The 22023-nt window shown below is 40.5% G+C and carries 16 protein-coding genes and 1 tRNA gene; 2 read left to right on the plus strand and 15 right to left on the minus strand.

Annotated features, from left to right (window positions below):
- Positions 1-2 precede the first annotated feature (2 nt).
- Together clpA and clpS are read right to left on the minus strand one after the other, a co-directional pair.
- On the minus strand, positions 3-2354 hold the full coding sequence (gene clpA, locus ABD915_RS05900) for an ATP-dependent Clp protease ATP-binding subunit ClpA (protein ID WP_345116490.1): 2352 nt from the start codon (positions 2352-2354) through the stop codon (positions 3-5).
- Positions 2355-2360: 6 nt separating this feature from the next.
- Positions 2361-2732, minus strand: a complete 372-nt coding sequence (clpS, locus tag ABD915_RS05905) for an ATP-dependent Clp protease adapter ClpS (protein WP_345116527.1) — start codon at positions 2730-2732, stop codon at positions 2361-2363.
- A gap of 244 nt (positions 2733-2976) precedes the next feature.
- Here clpS and ABD915_RS05910 point away from each other — a divergent pair, with 244 nt between their 5' ends.
- Entirely contained in the window at positions 2977-4326 is a 1350-nt protein-coding gene (locus ABD915_RS05910) for a D-alanyl-D-alanine carboxypeptidase (RefSeq protein ID WP_345116491.1), read from the plus strand.
- A gap of 33 nt (positions 4327-4359) precedes the next feature.
- Positions 4360-4638, plus strand: a complete 279-nt coding sequence (locus tag ABD915_RS05915; protein WP_345116494.1) for a hypothetical protein — start codon at positions 4360-4362, stop codon at positions 4636-4638.
- Between the two features lie 783 nt (positions 4639-5421).
- Here the strand turns inward: ABD915_RS05915 and ABD915_RS05920 are convergent.
- The 13 genes from ABD915_RS05920 to ABD915_RS05980 all read right to left on the minus strand — a co-directional run.
- Positions 5422-6819, minus strand: coding sequence for an L-serine ammonia-lyase (locus tag ABD915_RS05920; protein WP_345116497.1), 1398 nt, complete (start codon positions 6817-6819; stop codon positions 5422-5424).
- A gap of 347 nt (positions 6820-7166) precedes the next feature.
- Positions 7167-7847 (minus strand): nitroreductase, encoded by a 681-nt coding sequence (locus tag ABD915_RS05925; protein ID WP_345116500.1) that lies wholly within the window; start codon positions 7845-7847, stop codon positions 7167-7169.
- Positions 7848-8082: 235 nt separating this feature from the next.
- On the minus strand, positions 8083-8469 hold the full coding sequence (locus tag ABD915_RS05930) for a MerR family transcriptional regulator (RefSeq protein ID WP_345116503.1): 387 nt from the start codon (positions 8467-8469) through the stop codon (positions 8083-8085).
- A gap of 859 nt (positions 8470-9328) precedes the next feature.
- On the minus strand, positions 9329-13540 hold the full coding sequence (gene rpoC / locus ABD915_RS05935; RefSeq protein WP_345116505.1) for a DNA-directed RNA polymerase subunit beta': 4212 nt from the start codon (positions 13538-13540) through the stop codon (positions 9329-9331).
- A 178-nt stretch (positions 13541-13718) separates the two neighbouring features.
- Positions 13719-17870: a DNA-directed RNA polymerase subunit beta gene (rpoB, locus tag ABD915_RS05940; RefSeq protein ID WP_345116508.1), complete on the minus strand. Its 4152-nt coding sequence runs from the start codon at positions 17868-17870 to the stop codon at positions 13719-13721.
- A gap of 287 nt (positions 17871-18157) precedes the next feature.
- A complete protein-coding gene (gene rplL, locus ABD915_RS05945) occupies positions 18158-18529 on the minus strand; it encodes a 50S ribosomal protein L7/L12 (protein ID WP_004860149.1) in 372 nt (123 codons plus the stop codon).
- Positions 18530-18631: 102 nt separating this feature from the next.
- Positions 18632-19150 (minus strand): 50S ribosomal protein L10, encoded by a 519-nt coding sequence (gene rplJ / locus ABD915_RS05950; protein WP_345116511.1) that lies wholly within the window; start codon positions 19148-19150, stop codon positions 18632-18634.
- A gap of 367 nt (positions 19151-19517) precedes the next feature.
- Entirely contained in the window at positions 19518-20216 is a 699-nt protein-coding gene (gene rplA / locus ABD915_RS05955; RefSeq protein WP_345116514.1) for a 50S ribosomal protein L1, read from the minus strand.
- Between the two features lie 4 nt (positions 20217-20220).
- Positions 20221-20649 carry a 50S ribosomal protein L11 gene (gene rplK / locus ABD915_RS05960; RefSeq protein WP_019218470.1) on the minus strand — a complete coding sequence of 143 codons (429 nt, stop codon included), beginning with the start codon at positions 20647-20649 and terminating at the stop codon, positions 20221-20223.
- A 150-nt stretch (positions 20650-20799) separates the two neighbouring features.
- The gene (gene nusG / locus ABD915_RS05965) at positions 20800-21330 is read right to left on the minus strand and encodes a transcription termination/antitermination protein NusG (protein ID WP_345116530.1); all 531 of its coding nucleotides are present in this window, start codon (positions 21328-21330) and stop codon (positions 20800-20802) included.
- Between the two features lie 20 nt (positions 21331-21350).
- Positions 21351-21563 carry a preprotein translocase subunit SecE gene (secE, locus tag ABD915_RS05970; RefSeq protein WP_345116520.1) on the minus strand — a complete coding sequence of 71 codons (213 nt, stop codon included), beginning with the start codon at positions 21561-21563 and terminating at the stop codon, positions 21351-21353.
- A gap of 223 nt (positions 21564-21786) precedes the next feature.
- Positions 21787-21862: transfer RNA gene (locus ABD915_RS05975), tRNA-Trp, on the minus strand.
- Between the two features lie 47 nt (positions 21863-21909).
- On the minus strand, positions 21910-22023 hold a 114-nt coding region (locus ABD915_RS05980; protein WP_455578898.1), incomplete at its 5' end, for an EF-Tu C-terminal domain-related protein.

Genomic DNA, 22023 nt, shown 5'->3' on the forward strand with positions numbered 1-22023 from the left:
CTTTAAGTTGCTGAGCTTTTTTTCCCGACACGTTTTTTTGTAAAACGTGTCGTTTTGCTGTTCTTTGGACTAACAGACATATCAGAAGATGAAATTTTTAACTGCAGCTTCTCTTTTTCTTCGTTTGTTTTGTGCGTCATTACACGAACCATGCCACCATTGCGCAATTTTCCAAATAAAATTTCGTCAGCCAACGGCTTCTTAATATGTTCTTGTATAACATAACTCAATGGGCGCGCTCCCATCTGAGAATTGTATCCTTTATTGGCAAGCCAAACCATCGCAGAAGGACTTAATTCAAAACAAATCCCCCGCTCTGCCAATTGTGCTTCAAGCTGAAAAATAAACTTTTGCACGATCTGATTGATGATTAACTGAGATAAAGGTGCAAACGGAATAATCGCATCTAGCCTATTACGAAACTCTGGTGTAAAGAGTCGATTGATTGCTTCTATATCATCACCTTCACGACGCACTTTGCTAAATCCGATAGCAGATTTTGCCATATCGGAAGCTCCAGCATTGGTTGTCATAATTAAAATGATATTACGGAAATCAATTTTTTTGCCATTATGATCTGTTAACTTACCATAATCCATGACCTGCAATAAAATATTAAACAAGTCTGGGTGCGCTTTCTCAATCTCATCTAGCAATAAAACTGCATGAGGCTTTTGATCAACTGCATCTGTAAGGAGACCTCCTTGATCAAATCCTATGTAACCTGGAGGTGCCCCGATTAAGCGCGCTATAGTATGCCGTTCCATGTATTCTGACATATCAAAACGTAACAGTTCAATCCCTAAAGAAGATGCAAGTTGTTTTGCAATCTCAGTTTTTCCTACACCAGTTGGTCCGGAAAATAAATAACTTCCTATTGGTTTGTCTGATTCGCGCAATCCTGCCCTTGCTAATTTAATTGACGACACCAATGCTGAAATTGCCTGATCTTGTCCATAAACAACATGCTTGAGTTCTCTTTCAAGCTTGCTAAGAATCTTCTGATCATTGCCAGAAACCGTTTTTGGCGGAATTCTTGCCATAGTAGCAACAGTCGCTTCAATTTCTTTGACACCTATACTCTTTTTTCGTTGTTTTTTTGGCAAAAGCTTTTGCGCTGCACCACTTTCATCAACAACATCAATTGCTTTATCAGGTAACCGGCGATCAATCATATAACGTGAAGATAATTCTACGGATGCCTTCATCGCCTCATCGGTATATTTGATCTGATGAAAATTTTCAAAATAAGGCTTTAACCCCTGTAAAATCTTAATTGCATCGGCAATAGAAGGCTCGTTAACATCTATCTTTTGAAAACGGCGTTCTAAAGCACGATCTTGTTCAAAAATTTTGCGATATTCTCTGTAAGTCGTCGAACCAATACATCGAATAGTTCCGGAAGATAATGCAGGTTTTAAAAGATTTGCCGCATCCATATTTCCCCCCAACGTAGCCCCCGCTCCAATTAATGTATGAATTTCATCAATAAATAAAATACCATCTGGATATTGCTCAAATTCTTTAATAATTTGCTTTAATCGTTCTTCAAAATCACCGCGGTAGCGCGTACCAGCAACAAGTCCTCCCATATCAAGGGAAAATATCGATGCCTTTGATAAAACTTCAGGCACTTGCCCATCAACAATGCGTTTCGCCAACCCCTCAATTATAGCGGTTTTTCCAACTCCAGGATCACCCACCAAAAGCGGGTTATTTTTTGACCTTCGACATAAAACCTGAATCATTCGTGAAATTTCCACGTCACGGCCAATCAATAAGTCAATTTTACCATTGCGTGCTTTGCAATTGAGATCAATACAATAAGCAGTCAGTGCACTTGTCGCCTTCTCACCATTGTCCGAAATCTGCTGATCCAATTGTTCTTCAAGATCCTCAAGTAACATGGATAATCCATCATCACGCGTAATACCGTGCGAGATGAAACGCACAGCATCATAGCGCGTCATTCCCATCTCTTGGAGGAAATATGCAGCATGGCTTTCATGTTCAGAAAAAATTGCAACAAGAACATTTGCCCCCGACACTTCGTCTTTTCCAGCTGACTGAGCATGAATCACCGCACGTTGAATAACACGCTGGAAAAATGTTGTCGGTTTTGTATCCTCATCAGCTCTAATCTGCGCATCCAATTCTGACTGAATATAATGGATTAAGCGCTCTCGCAATTCTTCCACATCTACCTGACAAGCCCGAATAACTGAACTTGCATCGGCATCATCTAGCAGAGCAAGGAGAAGATGCTCTAATGTCGCATATTCATGTCGCGCTTGCGTTGCAATTGTTAATGCACGATGCAAAACCTCTTCAAGACCAGGTGTAAAAGACGGCATAATCCCTCACTTCCATTCCATTATACATTGTAACGGATGTTCATTTTGACGTGCGCACTCCCTAACTTGTACTATTTTCATTTCAGCGATTTCATAACTGTACGTTCCGCATTCGTCTATCCCATTCCGATGAACATTTAACATTATACGCGTTGCTTCTTCGAAATTTTTTTTAAAAAAGTTCTTCAAAACAAAAACAACAAAGTCCATAGGTGTGTAATCATCATTAAGTAAAAAAACACGATATAGCTTAGGCTTTTGAAGTTTTTGTCTAATTGTGGGCATTATAACGGCATCGCGCCTGCTTTCATTCCAACTCTTGCCCTTTTCATTGTGCACAATATGGAGTATAGAATTTGTTATTCGCTTCTGTACCATCATCATTTCTCGTGCAAGCACCCTATTAATCTTAAGTTCTTTCATAACTATTGTAATAGCTGTTTGTGTAAAGGAAAGGAAAACTTTTCGTTAGAGTTCAATTTTAAGTCAAACATGGAAATTCTCAAAATAATTTCTGTAAACAAATTAGTAATATCATTCGTCTAAATTAAATCAAAAAGCTGTAGCAAAAAGGAGCTTTACAGACATTTTTTTAAGTAAATGGTGAAATAGGATACTGCAAGTGTATATTAACTGCCAAAAAATTGTGCGTTGCTACAAAAAGGTAGCAATTGCTTTTATTGTTTTAGCTCTTTCTTACTCTTGGGCATCAGCTACTCCTCAAGGAGCCTATCCTGATAAGTATGCTGCTATCGTTATAGATGCCAATACAGGAAAAACTTTATTTCAAGCCAATTCGACGTTAAAACGTTATCCTGCTTCTTTAACAAAAATGATGACATTATACATGCTTTTTGAGGCTATGCACATACGTCGTGTGACACCCAATACACCAATCCCTATCTCACGTTATGCAGCTACACGTCCTCCAACAAAACTCGGATTTAAAGAAGGCCAAACAATTTCTGCACAAACAGCTGCTAAGGCGCTCATTACAAGATCAGCAAATGATGTTGCCACTGCAATTGCTGAATATCTTGGCGGTAGTGAAAAAAAATTCGCTCGAATGATGACAGCTAAAGCCAGAAAACTTGGCATGGTAAATACCCATTTTGCAAATGCTTCAGGACTTCCGGATGCGCGCAATTATTCCACGGCACGGGATATGGCTACTTTGTCATTGGCTCTACGAAAACATTTTCCACAACAGTATAAATTGTTCAAAATAAAAAGTTTTGTCTTCCGTGGACATACCGTTAACAGCCATAATAAACTCGTTCAAACAATAAAAGGCGTCGATGGAATTAAGACCGGCTATACACAAATGTCAGGCTCTAATTTAGCCACTTCGATGCGTCTTGAAGGACGCTCTATCGTTGCTGTCGTTATGGGAGGTAAATCATCTACTGCACGTGATGAGCATATGGCCAACTTATTGAGCCAATATTTACCAAAAGCGAGCCAGATGAAAAATAATGGACGTTTAATGGCTTCTGTACGCTATCACTTACCTACTGGAGCCAATACCCCTATACCGACCATTAAAGCTAATCCAACCGATTTAGATGACGAAATTTCTACTATGTTGACAGCATTTGCAGAACAACCTAAAAATTCCAATATGGCAATAGCCGCTGTAAATCAAGCAATTATACCAATTCCTAATCCTCAAAAAGCTATACCTGTTGAGACTCATAAAATTATTACAGCCTCTTTGTCTACAAACGCTGGATGGGCTATTCAAATTGGCTCTCTTCCTAGTAAAGAACAAGCAAATACTCTACTCTCAAAAGCAAAAGATACAGCTTATTCTGCTTTAAAGAACGCATCTTCACATATGCAATTATTTGAAAAAAGTGGAAAGCGCTATTACCGTGCACGCTTTATAGGCTTTCAATCAAAAAAAGCTGCATTCAATGCTTGTTCTTCGTTAAAGAAAGCAAATTTTAACTGCTATACTGTAACTTATTAAAAGTTTTTGAATTCTGCGTTAAGGACAAGTATCATGACAGATAATGCTCTTGCTTCATCCTCTGAAAAAGAAAAGTTATTGAAGCAATCGTCTCTCCTCTCATTGCGTTCTCTTCACGATTCTGTGACAAAACTTACTAGCTTAAAGTCCACTCCCGCTACGCTAGATAAATTGTCCCTTGTCAATCTTCTTATTTGCCAAACAACGCGAAATCGTCGTCTCGCAATGCCTCCTGTACGCATTCACCTACGCGTTGCAAGCCAAACCGGTAGCGTGCCTCTTAAAATCCGTCTAGGTGCAACAAATGTCTAATTCTATAAGTCATTGTGCCGAGAATTATTGTTATTAATAAGCGTCCTCACGCAGTGCCTACAATCCTTCAAAAATCCTTTCGCAATCGCACTTCTCCTTTAAATTTATAAGAATTGCGCAAGTTTCTATTCAACTCTCTGAGTAGGCATCTTCAGCTTTTCAAAAAACATCCTTAGAAAATACCTCAAAAATGCTAACGGTTAGCTCACTTTCGGCTTCAATATCCAAGTTTATCCTTGATACCTTTTGATAAGAAAAAGTGGCGCTTTGTATGGTATAATAGATTGATTTATAATGAGAATTATTCATTCTGTATATTAAATGAGAGCTTTGAATGTCGTAAGATCATCTCATTGCAAACTCTCTTATGATGAAACAATAAAAACCCTTCCCTTGCATGTTACAAGTGTGATTGGCCTGTGGATGAAAACCGTCTAAGAAAGATGTAAATACGCCTCTTATCAACCGTCTTAATGCAAGAGCGCTCGGCAACATTGGGAACTGGAAAAGAGTATGATAGCGCTGACGTGTTACTTTATAAGCGTAAAGATGGTGCGTAAACTCTTTTTATTGGGTAGTCGTGAGAAGTAAATACCCTTTTCAATCATTCGCGAATCTCCCCATATGCAACATAGACCCATATGCACCATAGACATTGTACAAAATTGTCTAACTCTTTTTCTAAACTTGTATTCTTTTCAACACACAAAGCTATTTTAATAGACGATTTTTATCAATGAGTAAGCCGTAAAAAATTTATCAGATTAAATATTGTTGCATACTTTAACAAGATATTGCATTGACTGCTAGGCCAGCTTTACTTGTTTCTTTATAGCGCTCACTCATATCATGCCCTGTTTGGCGCATTGTTTCTATACAAGCATCAAGAGAAACGAAATGCTTCCCATCACCATGCAATGCAAGAGAAGAAGCCGTTACCGCCTTAACAGCACCCATTGCGTTGCGCTCAATACAAGGAACCTGCACAAGACCTGCAACCGGATCACATGTCATTCCCAAATGATGCTCAAGCGCAATCTCTGCTGCATTTTCAATTTGAGCTGGTGTACCGCCCAATGCAGCTGTCAACCCCGCCGCTGCCATTGAAGACGCCGCCCCAACTTCGCCCTGACAACCAACTTCTGCACCAGAGATAGAAGCATTGTGTTTGATGACACCACCAATAGCTGCCGCCGTCAATAAAAAATTATGTATCCCCTCTCGATCTGAACCATCATTAAACTGAAGATAATAACGCAAAACTGCTGGTACAACACCAGCTGCACCATTCGTTGGTGCGGTAACAACACGACCACCGGCTGCATTTTCCTCATTCACAGCCATAGCGTAGACAGAAAGCCAATCATTTGCCAAAAGTGGGTGATTACGATTTTTCTTTTGATCTTCCGAAAGCTTATCGTGCAGTTTCTTAGCACGTCTTGGAACACGTAATCCACCTGGCAACTCACCTTCTTGTGAAAGACCTCTCTCAATGCAATTTGTCATTGCTGAAAAAATTTCATCAAGCCCCGTATTAAGCGCAGAGCGCTCCATCTGCGTCTCTTCGTTTATACGTTTCATTTCAGCAATTGAAAGCCCTGATTTTTCTGCCATTGCTAACATTTTACACGCAGAATCAAAGGGATATGGTACCTCAGACCTTTCTGGTTGTATATTATTATTCATACGGCTTAATTCATCCTCAGTCACAACAAAACCACCACCGATAGAATAATAAACCTGCCGTAAAAGAACATTACCATCAGCATCAAGTCCTTCAAAGGCAAGGCCATTAGCATGTCCAAGTAGGACTTTCTTTCGTTCAAAAATAAGATCATTTTGCAGATCAAACTGATAGACGGGATGACCTTCTGGTTGCACTTTTTTTTCGCGCTCAACCTTTTCCAACAGTAATCCCATACTATCAGGATCAACAGTAGAGGCTTCTTTTCCCAAAAGTCCTAATATAACGGCTCTATCTGTAGCATGGCCAACACCCGTAAAAGCCAATGAACCATAAAGATAGACACGTATATGAGAAACTTCAGTATGAGAAGACAAAGAAAAATTTCGTGCAATAATCTCTTGCAAAAACATATTAGCAGCAGTCATCGGCCCCATCGTATGTGAGCTGGAAGGACCGATACCAATTTTAAAAAGTTCAAAAACGGATAAAAACACCAATCACCTCAAAATCAAATATAAAACTTTGAGTATAAGCTTTTTTATCACTTTTGTCCTATTAAAAATCAAATTGTGAGATAAGCTAAAAAAATAACAGCAAAAAACAGGAATATCGCCCGTCTTGCCACTATCCAACATTTTCTTTCTAGAGCGCTTTCCATAGCCAACCTTTGAAAAATTAAAAGGATATCCGAGATCACCATCTTGATATGCTAAGCGTAGTAAAATATGTGTTAATATGCAAGATAATATTAAATGAAAATGATGTTTCCCCCGAAATATTTTTATAACATCTGAAGTCCTTAAAACTTTGCACTCAATTAGGTAAAAATGCTCTATGGACATCAGTTCATAAAACGTACAAAATTTTCGATTGGTTCGCGTTCAGTTTCAAAATTGTTTTCTGGAGCATTCACATCACGGTAACCAAGAGCCATACCACAGATAATATTCCGATCAGAAGGTACTGATAACAGTGCACGAATTTGCTTATGATAATCAGCAAAAGCAGCTTGGGGGCACGTATCTAATCCAAACCCACGCGCTGCTAACATAATGGTCTGCATAAACATACCTAAATCAAGCCAACTTCCCATTTCCATATCGTGATCCATTGTAAACAAAAGTCCTACAGGTGCACCAAAAAATGAAAAATTCCTTGCTTTTTGGCGAAGCATTTTTTCCTCATCACCTTTTTGAATTCCAAGACTCTTATAAAGATCCAAACCAATTTTTTTACGCCTTGAAAGATAAGGCTCGCGCCATTGACGTGGATAATAGCAATATTCACGCTCTCCTTTTACACCTGAGAGTACAAGTTGTGAAAGCTCTTGTCCTAGTTTCTGCAATATATCCCCTGTAAGAACAATGGCTTGCCATGGTTGAATATTTGTCCCTGATGGTGCACGTGCTGCAAGTTTTAAAATTTCTTTGATTGTTTCCTGTGTAACCGGTTGGTCAGTAAAAGCTCGAATTGACTTTCGTGACAGAATAGATTGAAAAATATCAATGGGAGAATCCATCATTGTTTTTACTTTCTCTTTTGTAGAAAAATGAATTTGAATATCGTTGCTTACTCATTAAGCCGATATGTTGCTAAAGTTTAGCACTGATTTTATTGGTCTACTCTTCTCGGATGACCTATACACTCGCACTATCAATATTTGTTAATCAAAAATTAATAGAGCCTATCCTTTAATGACAAAGCAATCATAGAAAAGGCAATCATAGAAAATGAGTGAATTGAAATAAACTTTAAAATCAACGATTAACTCCTAATTCGGCCAAACTCTCAAAAAAAGTCTCCTCGATGCGTTCTAAATCATGCAAAAGGTCATCAAGATCACGCCGCATCTGCTGTAAATCAGCCCGTTTTTTGTTAATCCTTGCAATTAATTCTTTAAGCTTTTTCTCATCATCAGGCGGTTTTCCAACTATGGCTAACATATCAGATATTTCAGATAAAGAAAATTTTACTCTTTTAGCGCGCAGTATTTGTTTCAATTTATGACGATCCGTTTGCGTATAAAGCCGTATGCCCCCACGACGAAAAGGCACAAGGAGCCCTTCTTCTTCATAATAACGCAAAGTCCGAGCAGTTATTGAAAATTCTCGTGTCAACTCACCAATTGAATAATATCCGTACATGTTATCATTCTGTTTTTATAGACTATACTGTTAACAGCAATATATCTGTTTTTTATAAATTTTAGTTAGCATTTTATCCTGTACTTCCCTGCATTTTAAAATATAAGAAAATACTAAGCTTTCTAGTCATGAAAACATTGTATAACAGAAAATTGATTATTTTGGGAATTATAGGAAAGATTTTTGATCGTTCATTATGACGAACTTTGCAATCTTTATAAAAGATATGAATCAAAAAAATTCTAAAAACATCCCAAACTGGTCGTTACCCCGTTTTCAGATAATCTACCCTTTGTCACACACATAATAGCCTATTGTTCTATGCGTTTTTTGACTTTGAATGTATGAAAAATAAACTCTCATGAGAAACTATATAAATTAAGCAATAAAAAAGACTGCTATCATTGATAACACCTGCTTATGAAAGTACAAACCAGTACTATCACTTGTATTTGTAAGCTTCTAATGTGTTGCGTCTATTTTTTTCTTGAGACGGTTTATAAGAGGCATATTTACACCTTTTTTGAATGTTTTTATCCACACGCCAATCCCACTTATGATGTACAAGCGAGTGATTTTATTAATTCATCATGAACAGGTTTGAAATGCGTGAATCCTCCGATATTTGGAGTTCTCATTAAATCTAATTAAAATTGTAAAACAATGAATTATTATTATAAATCAATATGTTGTTTATTATAAGCATAATGACCTTCAAAAAAGCTCGAAACAACACTCACCTTACAGGTTTTACAGTTATATTTGTCAGAAAAACACGCTATTTCTGCATTTGAAGACAAAAAACGCCCGAACTGTGTACATTCGGACGTTTTGATACCACTGCTAGCATCCATTCAAATTATTCAGCAGGTGCCGCGCTTGTCATATTTGTTAACATAGCCTTAGCCACTTCGTTATTACTAGACTTGCGCCGTTCATCAACGATCAAATCATCACGAACTGCAGCAATACGGCGGATTTGAGCAATCGTACCACCTGTACCCGCAGGAATAAGACGACCGACAATAACATTCTCCTTAAGACCTTGCAAAGTATCAATCTTTCCAGAAACAGCGGCCTCAGTAAGTACTCGAGTTGTTTCCTGAAATGATGCTGCTGAAATAAAGGAGGGTGTTTGAAGAGATGCTTTTGTAATCCCAAGAAGTATAGGATTACCAGACGCAGGTCTTTTCCCTTCTGCAATCAAATTATCGTTGATTTCATCCAATTCAATACGATCAACATTATCACCTGGAATATAACCAGAATCCCCAGATTCAGTAATTTCAACTTTTTGCAACATCTGACGAACAATCACTTCAATGTGCTTGTCATTAATTAAAACGCCCTGCAAACGATAAACTTCTTGAATTTCATTAACAAGATAAGCCGCCAAAGCTTCAACACCCTTAATCGCTAAGATATCATGAGGAGCCGGATTACCATCAAGGATATAATCCCCTTTTTCAATTTGATCACCTTCTTGGAAGTGAAACAATTTGCCCTTTGGAATCAAATATTCTACTGGCTCGAGAGTTTCATCATTTGGTTCAATGATAATACGGCGCTTATTCTTATAACCACGACCAAACCGGATCGTACCACTGACTTCAGCAATGATAGCGTGATCCTTTGGACGACGCGCTTCAAAAAGCTCAGCCACACGGGGGAGACCACCCGTAATATCTTTTGTCTTAGCACTTTCCATTGGCAAGCGTGCAATAACATCACCCGCTTTAACGTGGGCACCAGGCTCAACAGAAAGAATAGTTTCCACAGACATCATATAGCGGGCTTCACCCCCCTTATACAATTTGGCAATAGTTTCACCCTTTTTGTCTGCATGAATAATAATAGCTGGCTTTAACTCAGCACCACGTGGATTAGCACGCCAATCAATCACCAAACGCTTTGTAATACCCGTAGATTCATCAGCTGTTTCAGTAACTGATAAACCATCAATCATATCTTCAAAGCCTACATAGCCTTCAACTTCAGTAAGAATCGGACGTGTGTAAGGATCCCATTCTGCTATACGTTGACCACATCTAACCACATCACCATCATCAACAAAAATATGCGCACCATAGCTAATACGATGCACAACACGCTCTTTTCCAGCCCCATCCTTGATAATGATAGCCATATTACGTCCCATAACCACTAAATGGCCTTCAGAATTGCGAACAACGTTGCGATTACGAATCTCTACCGTACCCTCATAAGATGCCTCTAAATGAGATGAATCAACAACCTGCGCCGTTCCTCCCAAGTGGAAAGTACGCATAGTAAGCTGGGTTCCCGGTTCACCAATTGACTGAGCTGCAATAACACCAACTGCCTCACCCTGATTAACCGGTGTCCCACGTGCCAAATCACGTCCATAGCATTTAGCACAGACACCAAGGCGCGTTTCACATGTCAAAGCAGAGCGGATTTGAACAGACTGAATCCCAGCTTCTTCAATCTTAGCAACATCTGCCTCCTCAATCATCGCACCACCTTCAAGAATAACGTCTCCAGATACTGGATGCAAAATATCAACAAGCGCTGTGCGACCAAGAATTCTTTGCCCAAGAGATGCAACAATTTGTCCTGCATCAACAATCGGCTGCATGGTAAGCCCCTTTGCAGTACCACAATCAACTGCGGAAATAATAGCATCCTGAGCAACATCAACAAGACGCCGTGTGAGATAACCAGAGTTGGCAGTTTTTAACGCAGTATCAGCAAGTCCTTTACGTGCACCGTGAGTCGAGTTGAAATACTCGTTAACAGTTAGACCTTCCTTAAAGTTTGAAATGATTGGCGTTTCAATAATTTCACCCGATGGTTTTGCCATTAATCCACGCATACCAGCCAACTGCTTCATCTGGTTAGCAGAACCACGCGCACCAGAATGCGACATCATATAAATCGAATTCATTGGCCGCTGACGACCTGTTTTAGGATCAAACTCTACAGCCTGAATACGTTTCATCATTTCATCTGCAACGCGATCCGTACATTTACCCCAAGCATCCACGACCTTGTTATACTTTTCACCTTGAGTAATCAGACCATCATTATACTGCTGTTCATATTCCTTGGCTAAAGCTTCCGTTTCTGCAACCAAACGCGACTTACTATCAGGGATAACCATATCGTCCTTGCCAAAGGAAATTCCCGCACGACAAGCATAAGAAAAGCCAAGCTGCATGATACGGTCACAGAAAATAACTGTCTCTTTTTGCCCACAGTGCCGATAAACCTGATCAATCATTTTAGAAATATTCTTTTTAGTCATTTCTTGATTAATAATGTCAAAGGAGATATTCGGATTTTTCGGTAAAAGCTCCCCAATAATCAAACGACCAGGTGTAGTATCATAAAGTTTAGCAACTTCTTTCCCATCACTCCCCATACTTTTAACACGACCTTTGATCTTCGTATGAAGAGTTACAACCTTATTCTCCAAGGCGTGATGGAGCTCACCTATATCGGAAAAAGCCATTCCCTCACCCGGTTCTTTTTCAGAAACAATCGAAAGATAGTAAAGACCAAGAACCATATCCTGTGAAGGAACAATAATTGGTGCACCATTGGCTGGATGAAGAATATTATTGGTCGACATCATCAAAACACGGGCTTCAAGCTGTGCTTCAAGAGAAAGCGGAACATGAACCGCCATCTGATCACCATCAAAATCCGCATTAAAAGCAGTACACACCAACGGATGAAGCTGTATAGCTTTTCCCTCAATCAAGATAGGTTCAAAAGCTTGAATCCCCAAACGGTGCAATGTCGGCGCACGATTCAGCAAAACAGGATGTTCACGAATAACCTCATCTAAGATATCCCAAACTTCTGGATGCTCTTTTTCAACGAGTTTCTTTGCCTGTTTTACAGTTGATGAATAGCCTTTTGCATCAAGCCGCGCGTAAATAAATGGCTTAAATAATTCGAGAGCCATCTTTTTAGGAAGACCACATTGATGCAATTTTAATTCAGGGCCTGTCACGATCACAGAACGTCCCGAGTAATCAACACGCTTTCCAAGTAAGTTTTGACGGAAACGCCCTTGCTTACCCTTTAGCATATCTGAAAGAGATTTTAGCGGACGTTTATTTGCTCCAGTAATCACACGCCCACGCCGACCATTATCAAACAATGCATCAACAGCTTCCTGCACCATACGCTTCTCATTGCGCACAATAATTCCAGGAGCACGTAACTCAATCAGTCGTTTCAATCGGTTATTACGATTGATAACCCGACGATAAAGATCGTTCAAATCAGACGTTGCAAAACGACCACCATCAAGTGGAACCAATGGACGTAAATCCGGTGGAATAACCGGAATTGTTTTCATAATCATCCATTCTGGCCTATTGCCGGATTCCAGAAAATTTTCAACAATCTTAAGTCTTTTAATTAATTTCTTCTGTTTTAATTCCGAAGTTGTCCCAGCTAATTCGGTACGCAAATCATTCGCGATTTTCTCTAACTCCATACCCGCTAGAAGTTCGTAAATAGCCTCAGCACCAATCATGGCAGTAAACTGATCTTCCCCAAACTCATCAATAGCAAGCATATATTCTTCTTCAGAAAGAAGTTGATGGAGCTTAAGGGATGTTAACCCTGGTTCTGTTACAATATAATTTTCAAAATAAAGAACCCGTTCAATATCCTTTAAAGTCAAATCTAAAAGTGTGGAAATGCGACCTGGGAGCGATTTAAGAAACCAAATATGAGCCACAGGCGCTGCAAGCTCAATGTGCCCCATACGCTCACGGCGTACGCGTGAAAGGGTAACCTCTACACCACATTTCTCACAGATAATGCCCTTGTATTTCATGCGTTTATATTTACCGCATAAACATTCATAGTCTTTTATCGGGCCAAATATACGTGCACAGAAAAGACCATCACGCTCTGGCTTAAAAGTCCTATAATTAATAGTCTCAGGCTTCTTGATCTCACCATACGACCAAGACAAAATCTTCTCAGGGCTCGCAATGGAAATACGAATAGAGTCAAATGTCTGCGCTGGCGCATGAGGATTGAAAAGATTCATGACCTCGTGGTTCATGCCGTTCTCCTTCAAAGATTCTTAGAACCTGTTGTAATATCTCATTAATTCTACTACAGACCTTATTTAAAACCTGTTCCTACTTTTTAAACTGTCTGTTCTACCTTAATAGAAATTTCTTTCTTTAACCTCTCAAAACAACCAGAGTGCACTCTTTATTCAGTACACTCCTTTAAAATTATTGTTCTGTTGTATCAGACAACGCTCGTTGTGCAATAAGCTCACGTGCATCATCAAGTTCTACATTAAGAGCGAGTGATCGCATTTCTTTCACCAACACATTAAAGCTCTCAGGTATACCCGCCTCAAATGTATCGTCACCACGCACAATCGCCTCATAAACTTTCGTTCGCCCCGCCACATCATCCGATTTCACTGTCAGCATCTCCTGCAAAGTGTATGCTGCACCATAAGCTTCTAGTGCCCAAACCTCCATTTCACCAAAACGCTGACCACCAAACTGTGCCTTACCACCCAATGGTTGCTGCGTAACAAGCGAATACGGCCCTATCGAACGCGCATGAATTTTATCATCAACAAGGTGATGCAATTTCAACATGTAAATATAACCCACCGTCACCGGACGATCAAAAGGTTCTCCAGTACGACCATCATAAAGGGTAACCTGCCCTGAGCTATCCAAACCTGCTTCTTCCAGCATCATATTGATATCAGCTTCATGTGCTCCATCAAAAACAGGCGTTGCAATTGAAACACCTTTCCGCATCTGCAGAGCCAATTTGTAAAGGCTTTCATTATCATACTGACGCACTGGTTCATTATGATCATTATCAGGCATGAGATTCTCAATACGCTGACGCAAAGGAAGTATGTCTCCAGTCTCTTGGTATAAATCTATCAAATCACCAATCTTCTTACCCATACCGGCACACGCCCAACCAAGATGTGTCTCAAGAATTTGACCAACATTCATACGACTAGGCACACCAAGCGGATTCAAAACGATATCAGCATGAGTCCCATCTTCAAGAAACGGCATATCTTCTATTGGAAGAATACGTGATACAACACCCTTATTACCATGACGCCCCGCCATCTTATCACCTGGTTGGATTTTGCGTTTCACAGCCACGAAAACCTTCACCATCTTCATAACACCAGGGGGCATCTCATCGCCTCTTTGGACCTTCTCAACTTTATCCATAAAACGACGTTGCAACGCTTCTTTCGATTCATCATATTGCTTACGCAAAGCCTCAATTTCATTCTGAAGCTTTTCATCTTCAACAGTAAATAGCCACCACTGCGATCGTGGATATTGACCCATTATCGCATTGTCGAGCTTCTTACTTTTCGCAAAGCCTTTTGGACCATCTACAGCAACCTTACCTACCAACATATCGGAAAGACGCGCATAAACATTGCGATCAAGAATCGATTGTTCATCATCACGATCTTTAGCTAAACGTTCAATTTCCTCACGTTCAATCGCCATCGCACGTTCATCTTTTTCCACACCATGGCGGTTAAAAACACGAACTTCCACAACAGTCCCAAACGTCCCAGGAGGCATTCGCATAGAAGTATCTCGAACATCTGAAGCCTTTTCTCCAAAAATTGCACGCAGAAGTTTTTCTTCTGGTGTCATGGGACTTTCACCCTTAGGTGTAATCTTACCAACCAAAATATCACCAGGTTGAACTTCAGCACCAATATAGATAATGCCAGCCTCATCGAGATTCCTTAATGCTTCTTCTGCAACGTTAGGAATATCGCGTGTAATTTCTTCAGGACCAAGCTTTGTATCACGTGCCGCAACCTCAAACTCTTCAATATGAATCGAGGTAAAGACATCATCGGCAACTATGCGCTCGGATAACAAAATGGAATCCTCGTAATTGTATCCATTCCAAGGCATAAAAGCCACAAGCACATTTCGCCCAAGAGCTAAATCACCAAGATCCGTAGACGGACCATCTGCAATAATATCGCCCTTCTCTACCCTATCACCAACATGTACGAGAGGACGCTGATTAATACAAGTAGATTGATTGGAACGCTGAAATTTCTGTAAACGGTAAATATCAACGCCAGACTTTGAAGGATCTAAATCTTCTGTCGCACGAATAACAATACGGGTCGCATCAACCTGATCAACAACACCACCACGCTTTGCACCAACAGCAGCTCCCGAATCGCAGGCCACTATCGCTTCCATACCCGTACCAACAAACGGTGCTTCAGCACGCACAAGTGGAACTGCCTGACGCTGCATGTTCGACCCCATAAGCGCACGATTCGCATCATCGTTTTCCAAAAACGGAATAAGAGCAGCAGCTACTGAGACCAACTGTTTTGGTGAAACATCCATTAGATCAACATGATCCCGCGGCGCCATCAAAACTTCCCCCGCATGACGGCAAACAACAAACTCTTCTGTAAAGCGCCCTTCAGCATCTAATGAAGAATTGGCCTGAGCCACATAATGCTTCGATTCTTCCATAGCAGAAAGATAGATAACTTCTGTAGTCACTTTACCATCAATAATTTTGCGGTATGGACTTTCAATAAAACCATATTTATTAACCCGCGCAAAGGTTGCTAAGGAGTTAATCAGACCAATATTAGGACCTTCCGGTGTTTCAATCGGACAAATACGACCATAATGCGTAGGATGTACGTCACGAACTTCAAAACCTGCACGCTCGCGGGTCAAACCGCCCGGACCAAGAGCAGAAAGACGACGTTTATGAGTAATTTCCGACAGTGGATTGGTTTGGTCCATAAACTGCGATAATTGCGAAGACCCAAAAAACTCGCGGACTGCTGCCGCAGCGGGCTTTGCGTTAATTAAGTCTTGCGGCATAACGGTATCAATTTCAACCGATGACATACGTTCTTTTATCGCACGCTCCATACGGAGTAAACCAATGCGATATTGATTTTCCATCAACTCCCCAACGGAACGAACGCGACGATTACCAAGGTTATCAATATCATCAATTTCCCCACGACCATCACGCAATTCAACCAACAGCTTAACAACGGCGAGAATATCTTCTTGACGCAAAACGCGAACTGTATCTGGACAATCAAGGTCCATACGTAAATTCATCTTAACACGCCCAACCGCCGAAAGATCATAACGCTCCGGATCAAAAAACAACGAATGGAACATAGCTTCTGCTGTATCTATCGTCGGTGGCTCGCCTGGACGCATTACCCGATAAATATCAAACAATGCATCCTGCCGACTCTCATTTTTATCCACTTTTAAAGTATTGCGGATATACGCCCCAATATTCATATGATCAATATCAAGGATATTAATTTGATCCGCATTAACATCAAACAACACTTTTAATGCTTTTTCGTCAATTTCATCACCGGCTTCAAGATAAATCTCACCTGTCTGGTAATTGACGATATCTTCTGCTAGATAACAGCCTAATAAATCGTCCTCACTGACTTTAACTGCCTTGAGACCTTTTTCTGCTAGAGTCTTCGCCGCGCGAACCGTCAGCTTTTTACCAGCTTCAGCAACAACTTCGCCACTGTCAGCATCTACAAGGTCAGAAACGAGCTTCATTCCTTTAAAGCGATCAACAGAATAAGGAATACGCCATCCCTCTCCATCCCGCTCATAAGCAACTTTATTATAAAAAGTCGACAAAATATCCGACGCATCCATACCTAATGCCATCAAAAGACTCGTAACAGGAATCTTGCGTCGCCGATCAATACGAGCATAGATGATGTCTTTAGAATCAAACTCAATATCAAGCCAAGAACCGCGATAAGGAATAATACGAGCAGCAAAAAGAAACTTTCCAGATGAATGCGACTTCCCTTTATCGTGATCAAAAAAGACACCAGGGGAACGATGCATCTGTGAAACAATAACACGCTCAGTACCATTAACGATAAAGGTACCATTGGTCGTCATTAAAGGCATATCGCCCATATAAACGCCCTGCTCTTTAATATCTTTAATATCTTTTGATCCAGTATCCTCATCGACATCAAAAACGATTAAGCGCAATATGACTTTTAATGGTGCAGCATAAGTCAAATCACGTTGACGACATTCTTCAACATCAAATTTTGGTAAATCAAATTCATAACCAACAAACTCGAGCATAGCTGTACCGGAAAAATCCGAAATAGGAAATACCGATTTAAAAACAGCCTGCAAGCCTTCATTTGGACGCCCGCCTTTCGGTTCCTCAATCATGAGAAACTGATCGTATGATGCTTTTTGAACCTCAATAAGATTTGGCATTTCTGCCACTTCAGGAATCTTACCAAAAAACTTGCGTACGCGCTTACGACCATTGAATTGAGACGTCATTGCTAGGGTCTGAGCCATCGTCGCTCCTCGATCTTTACTCTTCAAGGTAGACTAAACCTTGAAAGCTTTACATCATTAACCTGCACATGCAGACCAGTTCACTTGATACTCGATAGTGAGTATCATCAACTCGCCCCATTAACACCAGCCATCGACTTACTTGGCTCTACATTGGGGGCACCAAGAGTAAAACCCACTCCCGTTACAGCTACTGAACCGCTGGGAAAAGGGTTCTATTAATCACCTTATCTCCTTTCAGGAGAAAGGAAATCGGCAAACATAAATGCCTGCCGATAAAACCAAACTTACTTGAGTTCAACTTTAGCACCAGCTGCTTCAAGTTGAGACTTAATTTTTTCTGCTTCGTCTTTAGAAGCACCCTCTTTAATAGGTTTAGGTGCCCCTTCAACCAGATCTTTAGCTTCTTTAAGACCAAGCCCAGTAAGAGCACGAACTTCCTTAATGACATTAATTTTCTGAGCGCCACCTTCAACAAGAATAACATCAAATTCTGTTTTTTCTTCAGCAGCTGGAGCAGCAGCACCAGCAACAGCAGCGACAGCTACAGGAGCAGCAGCTGACACGCCCCATTTTTCTTCCAACAACTTCGAAAGCTCAGCAGCTTCCAAAAGGGTTAGGTTAGAAAGGTCTTCTACGATCTTCGCTAGATCAGCCATTTTAAAATTCCTTCAATTAAAAGATTCGAACCATTGTTTAGAACTTATTAAAAAAACAGAAAAGCATCCAAGCTTTTCCATCACCATGAATATAAAACAGCCTTAAGCCGCTTTACCCTCCTGAGCATATGCGCCAATGACACGTGCAACCTGACCACCAGGTGCATTGACAACCTGTGCTATACGGGTCGCAGGGGTAGAAACCATACCAACAAGCTTCGCCCGCAATTCATTTAGTGAAGGCAATGAAGCTAAAGACTTCACAGCATCTACACTCAAATTCATTGCACCCATTGAACCGCCAAGGATAACAAATTTGTCATTGGTTTTCGCAAAATCAACAGCAACTTTCGGTGCTATTATTGGATCTTCTGAATAAGCAATCAGTGTCTGTCCAGTAAACAAATCCACGATCGATTCAGATTCCGTGCCCTGAAGAGCGATTTTAGCAAGACGGTTTTTGGCGACTTTAACGGCACCGCCAGCTTCACCCATTTTCGAACGAAGATCGTTCATCTGTGAAACTGTCAGACCGGAATAATGTGCAACGATAACAGAACCAGACTTTCGAAAAGCCTCGTTAAGCCATGTAACAAATTCGCGTTTTTCCGCTCTATTCACTGTCTCTCTCCATTTAACAGATTTGCTTAAAACAAATCTGTTGGTTACCTTTGATAACATAAAATACTTTATGCTATCGACGAGGATCCTGTCCCCTTTTTCACGCATAACGATCAAAGGCAACCTTGGCTCAAACCCTTTAAGTCCTTAAACTCTACAGTTCTTACCCCAGTCTCATGCAGGCTTTTTTTGGATTAAGATACTCAAATAGTACCACCCACAATCTCGGACAGGATATTCCGGAATGTCTCCCGGTATAACCCAAGCTCAACAAAGCTTAGATAGCCGAATGCCGACCAAAAGCGACACCCTAAATACATTTCTGATATTCACATACCCCAAAATAAAATCATAAATCTGCTTATAACTATTCTGAACGAACGGTTGCAGGATCAACTTTAATTCCAACCCCCATAGTAGAAGAAATTGCAACACGCTTAATATATTCACCTTTTGCACCTTGCGGCTTAGCTTTAATAACCGCACTAGCAAAAGCTTTAATATTTTCTACTATCTTATCACCCCCAAAAGAAGCCTTACCGATACCAGCATGCACAATACCAGCTTTTTCAACGCGAAATTCAACAGCACCACCTTTAGAAGCTTTAACAGCATTGGCAACATCAAGTGTCACAGTACCAACTTTGGGATTTGGCATCAAACTCCGTGGACCAAGAATCTTTCCAAGACGACCAACAAGAGGCATCATATCTGGTGTTGCAATACAACGATCAAAATCAATCGTTCCACCGTTAATGCTCTCAAACAAATCCTCAGCTCCTACAATATCCGCACCAGCAGCCTTAGCTTCTTCAGCTTTATCACCACGTGCAAAAACAGCAACACGAATATTCCGCCCCGTTCCATTAGGCAAATGAGCAACACCCCGAACCATTTGATCTGCATGACGAGGATCAACACCTAAGTTCATTGAAATTTCAATTGTTTCATCAAAATTCGCAACCGCACGCTCTTTAACCATCGAAACTGCATCGTTTAAAGCGTAAAGTTCATTAAAATCAATATCTTTGCGGATATTTTTTATTCTCTTTGCTACTTTTGCCATAATATTAGCCCACCACTTCCAAGCCCATAGAGCGAGCAGAACCTTCAACCATGCGCATTGCCGCCTCAATGTCATTTGCGTTAAGATCTTTCATCTTTGCTTCCGCAATTGAACGAATTTTATCACGAGAAATACTTCCTACTGATACTTTACCAGGTTCTTTCGAGCCAGACTTCAAATTTGCTTCCTTCTTCAAGAAAAACGATACTGGAGGCGTCTTGAGAGAAAACGTGAAAGATTTATCTTGATAATACGTGATAACCACTGGAATCGGCGCTCCCTTTTCCATCTCCTGCGTCGCCGCATTAAACGCCTTACAGAATTCCATGATATTAATACCACGCTGACCAAGAGCAGGACCAATCGGTGGAGACGGTGTAGCCGCTCCTGCTGGAACCTGCAGCTTCAGCTGACCTATACTTTTTTTTGCCATAACAATCTGCCTTCAATTTCACTGGTAAACTGGCAACTCATCTTGCCTGATACCCGCTTGCAGTCAAGTGGTTCGGATCATTAAGCCGACAAAAGCCATAAATCACCTCCCACCAGTTACTTAAAGTGATTAAAATCACCCTAAGTTTAATCAGAGCTTTTCAACCTGACCAAACTCTAAATCAACAGGCGTAGGACGCCCAAAAATTAGCACCTCAACCTTAAGGCGAGAGCGCTCTTCTTCAACTTCTTGAACAACTCCATTAAACGAAACAAAAGGACCATCAGCGACACGCACTTGCTCTCCAACCTCAAACAATACCGAAGACTTTGGAGAATCAACACCTTCCTGAACTTGTTTAAGAATTTGCTCAGCTTCTCGATCAGAAATGGGAACAGGACGCGAATCAGAGCCCAAAAAACCTGTTACTTTAGGAGTGTTCTTAATGAGATGATAAACTTCATCTGTCAACTCAGCACAAACAAGAACATAACCAGGAAAAAACTTTCGCTCCGTATCAACCTTACGTCCACGACGAACCTCAACAACACGCTCTGTGGGAACAAAAATCTTTTCAAAAAAATGATCAAGTCCTTTTTGCTTCGCTTCCTTGTCAATAGCTTCCGCTACTTTCTTTTCAAAATTCGAATATGCTTGAACAATATACCAACGAGCAGCCACAGTCACACTTCCTTGCACTATCAACTAAAAAGATACTTTAGGAGATCAATACCTTGCCAAACACCAAAATGCATAACCTGATCCACAATAAAAAAGAAAGCCGAAGCCAATGCTGTTACCAACAACACCATAAAAGTAGAAATCACCGTCTCACGACGCGTAGGCCACTTCACTTTAGCTGTTTCTGCATAAACTTGTTTTAAGAAGGTAATTGGATTGGTTTTAGATGCCATCAGTCACACTATACTCTTTCTGAATACCCTTTTTCTCATCTTATTGTGATTTATACAACAAAACAAACACGACAAAAACGCGAAAAGCCCATTTTCAGCTTTATGCAGCTTTCTCATTCTCTACTCAATACCGATTCATGGACAAAAAAACAAGCCCCATATAAAAAAAAGCGAAGAAGGCAGTTCAAATCCACCTCCTCACAGCCAAAATCTTATTCTCCTTTGGCAGGGGCAGCAGGGCTTGAACCCGCGACCTGCGGTTTTGGAGACCGCCGCTCTACCAACTGAGCTATACCCCTAATTCCTAAAATTAAAATACCTTTAAAAAACTTCCAACACCTACTATCTACTCAATGATCTTAGAAACGATACCTGCACCAACAGTACGACCACCTTCACGAATAGCAAAACGAAGCTTCTCTTCCATCGCTATCGGAACAATCAAAGACACATCCATCGC

Source organism: Bartonella jaculi, assembly GCF_039543045.1.
In the GTDB taxonomy this organism is placed as follows: domain Bacteria; phylum Pseudomonadota; class Alphaproteobacteria; order Rhizobiales; family Rhizobiaceae; genus Bartonella; species Bartonella jaculi.